The organism is Pseudomonas sp. CM27 (genome assembly GCF_013179515.1).
Lineage (GTDB): Bacteria > Pseudomonadota > Gammaproteobacteria > Pseudomonadales > Pseudomonadaceae > Aquipseudomonas.
The window spans coordinates 1-3,715 of the sequence record NZ_JABMCN010000374.1; the positions used below are offsets into that span (position 1 = coordinate 1).

Below are 3,715 nucleotides of genomic sequence, written 5' to 3' on the forward strand. Positions count from 1 at the left end.
CAAAACCACAGCTACGTGCTCAAGCAGAGCCTGAACTTCTTCCAGAGCGACTTTGCCGGGCGTATCGCGCAGCGCATCATGCAAACCGGCAACTCACTGCGCGACTCGGCGGTGCAAGCAGTGGACGCGCTGTGGCACGTACTGATCTACGCCATTACTTCGCTGGTGTTGTTCGCCGAGGCCGACTGGCGCCTGATGCTGCCGTTGCTGGCGTGGATCATCTGCTACATCGCCGCGCTTTTCTACTTCGTGCCGCGGGTAAAGGAGCGCTCGGTGATCTCGTCCGATGCCCGCTCCAAGCTGATGGGGCGCATCGTCGACGGCTATACCAACATCGCTACCCTGAAGCTGTTTGCCCACACCGACTACGAGCAGCAATACGCCCGCGAGGCAATCAGCGAGCAAACCGAGAAAACCCAGCTGGCCTCGCGGGTGATCACCAGCATGGACGTGGTCATCACCACCCTCAACGGCTTGCTGGTGGTCGGCACCACCGGCCTTGCGCTGTGGCTGTGGAGCCAGTCGCTGATCACCGTCGGCGCCATTGCCCTGACCACTGGCCTGGTGATTCGCATCGTCAACATGTCGGGCTGGATCATGTGGGTGGTCAACGGCATTTTCGAGAACATCGGCATGGTCCAGGACGGCCTGCAGACCATCGCCCAGCCGGTTACTGTCACCGACAAGCCCAACGCGCCAGCGCTCAAGGTCAGCCGAGGGGCGGTACGCTTCGATGACGTGGACTTCCACTACGGCAAGGCTGCCAACGTGATCGAGGGGCTGAACCTGGACATCCGCCCGGGTGAGAAAATCGGTTTGATCGGGCCCTCCGGGGCAGGCAAATCGACCCTGGTCAACCTGCTGCTGCGGCTGTACGACGTGCAGGGCGGACGCATCCTCATTGACGGCCAGAACATCGCCGAAGTCAGCCAGGCCAGCCTGCGTGCGCAGATTGGCATGATCACCCAGGACACCTCGTTGCTGCACCGCTCGATCCGCGACAACCTGCTGTATGGTCGCCCCGAGGCCAGCGAGGTAGCGTTGCACGAAGCCGTACGCCGCGCGCGCGCCGATGAGTTCATCCCGCAGTTGTCGGATGCCCAGGGCCGCACCGGGTTCGATGCCCATGTGGGTGAGCGTGGGGTGAAACTGTCGGGTGGCCAGCGCCAGCGCATCGCGATTGCCCGGGTGCTGCTGAAGAACGCGCCGATCCTGATCATGGACGAAGCCACGTCGGCGCTGGACTCGGAGGTGGAGGCGGCGATCCAGGAAAGCCTGGAGACACTGATGCAGGGCAAGACCGTGATCGCCATCGCCCACCGGCTGTCGACCATCGCGCGGATGGACCGCCTGGTGGTGCTGGACAAGGGGCGCATTGTCGAGAGTGGCAGCCACAGTGAGCTGCTTGAGCAGCAGGGGCTGTATGCCCGCTTGTGGCATCACCAGACCGGGGGCTTTGTCGGAGTCGACTGACTCCTGTACCGGCCCTATCGCCGACACGCCAGCTCCCACAGATCCCCCACAGATTTCAAGGCCTGTGGGGATCCTGTGGGAGCTGGCTTGCCGGCGATAGGGCCATTACAAGCAGCACAAGACGCTTAGTCCCGGCGATAAGGCAGCATCCCCCGCGCCTCTTCTGCATAAGCCCTGACCCCTTCCCGCTCCTGCAGCAAAAAATCCTCCACCGCACGCCGCAACCCCGCATGCAGCAGGTAATGCCACGACCGCGTCAGCACCGGCTCGAACCCGCGTATCAGCTTGTGCTCCCCCTGCGCTCCGGCATCGAAACGCTGGTAACCCTCGGCAATGGCAAAGTCCATACCCTGATAGAAGCACGTCTCGAAATGCAGCCGGTCGAACTCGTCCAGGCACCCCCAGTATCGGCCGAACAGGCTGTCGCCACCCACCAGGCTCAGGGCCATCGCCACATCACGCCCGCCTTGTCTGGCCATCACCACGCGCAGCGCCTCGGGCATGCGCTCGGCTATAAGGCTGAAAAACTCGCGGGTCAGATAAGGCGCACGGCGACGCACGGCGTAAGTGTTGGCGTAGCAGCGATAGACAAAATCCCACTGTGCCTGGTCCAGCTCCCCCCCGCGGTACCAGCGGAATTCGATGCCCTGCCCGGCCACCTGCTCACGCTCCTTGCGCATCTGCTTGCGCTTGCGCGAGCTCAAGGTGTCGAGAAAATCCTGGAAGTCGCGATAGCCGCGGTTATGCCAGTGGAACTGGCAACCCAGGCGCTCCATCCACCCCGGCAGGCCAGCCAGTTGCTGGTCCAGGACCGGGTCGGTGAAATTGATGTGCGCACCGGAAAGCCCGCCCTTGCCCAGATACTCCGGCAGCGCCTGCAGCAACAGCTGGCCATCGCCAGGGTCGGCGCTGAGCAGCCGCGGGCCGTTCACCGGGCTGAACGGCACGGCGCCAAGCAGTTTGGGGTAATAGGCGATGCCGGCCCGTTCACAGGCATCGGCCCAACCATGATCGAACACATATTCGCCAAACGAGTGCCACTTGCGATACGCCGGCAACAGCGCCCGCACCTGCCCGTCACGCTCCAGCACCAGGTGCTCGGCGGCCCAGCCGGTGTTGCGGGCGACGCTGCCGCTGTCTTCCATGGCACTAAGAAAAGCATGGCGCAGGAAGGGTTGGCCGGCCGGCACCAGGGCATCCCAGGTGGCCGCCGGAAGATCACGCAAATGGGCAAGGCTGTAGAGGCTGGTCACGGTTCTGGCTCGCTGTCTCAAGGCACCCAGTATCCCCAAGGAAGGCCCGTCACTCAAATGGCGAACGCGGCACTGATCCTTTTATTCTCAATTACTTAACAACAGTGCCACTAATTAGACATTAATCTGTCATTGGCCCCCGCAATACTTGCGCCTGTTTTCCGGAACCCCAGAACCTGTCTATTCAGGCCCTTTCCGAAGACATGCCAACGCAGGGGCAGGCGCTTGAGCCTCCCCCATTTTTTTTAGTAGGGAGAACCTTATGCGTCTTGTTTCTACACTTACCGGAGTGAGCCTCACCGGCATGATGCTGGCTCTGAGTGCCCCGGCCAGTGCAGCTGTCGACGCCAAGCTGCTCGAAATGCTCCGCGCCAACGGCTCGATCAACCAGGCGCAGTACACCGAACTGCAGGGCGACCTGGCGAAAGAAACCAAGGAAAAGGCCGACCAGAAAGCTCAGTCCGAACGTATGAGCTCCTTCGAACAAAAAGTGGCATGGGCCGCCAAGACCCAGATCAAGGGTGATGTACGCCTGCGTTACGAAGACGTCAACGTCGATGACCCGAACAGCAGCAGTGGCAACCAGGACCGTCAGCGCGTACGCGCTCGCGTCGGGTTCTACAGCGAGATCAACCCGCAGGTCGATGCTGGCGTGCGGATCGCCACAGGCAGCAGCGCCGACCGTCGTTCGACCAACCAGAGCTTCGACAACTACTTCGACAAGAAGTCGCTGTGGGTCGACCTTGCCTACCTCGACTGGCACCCGACCGCTGTCCCGAACTTGCACCTGATCGGCGGCAAGATGCCCCAGCCGTGGGTGAGCATGGGCGACATCATCTGGGACAGCGACATCAACCCTGAAGGCGTGGCCGCCACCTACAAAGCGGATCTGGGCGGCGCGGAAGTCTTTGCCAGCGCCGGTCAGTACACGTTGAAAGACAACGTCGATGGCGACGGTGTTCAGTACAAGCACGACGCGCAGGTCTACC

The 3,715-nt window shown here is 62.2% G+C and carries 3 protein-coding genes; 2 read left to right on the top strand and 1 reads right to left on the bottom strand.

Annotated elements, in window-relative coordinates:
* Positions 1 to 1,473, top strand: a 1,473-nt coding sequence (locus tag HP547_RS27895) for an ABC transporter ATP-binding protein (RefSeq protein WP_172288681.1), incomplete at its 5' end; no start/stop codon positions are given.
* A 125-nt stretch (positions 1,474 to 1,598) separates the two neighbouring features.
* Here the strand turns inward: HP547_RS27895 and HP547_RS27900 are convergent.
* Positions 1,599 to 2,726 carry a GNAT family N-acetyltransferase gene (locus tag HP547_RS27900; protein WP_172225429.1) on the bottom strand — a complete coding sequence of 376 codons (1,128 nt, stop codon included), beginning with the start codon at positions 2,724 to 2,726 and terminating at the stop codon, positions 1,599 to 1,601.
* Between the two features lie 262 nt (positions 2,727 to 2,988).
* On the opposite strand from HP547_RS27900, the gene HP547_RS27905 reads away from it, so the two are divergent.
* A partial coding sequence (locus HP547_RS27905; protein WP_172288683.1) for a putative porin occupies positions 2,989 to 3,715 on the top strand: 727 nt, incomplete at its 3' end.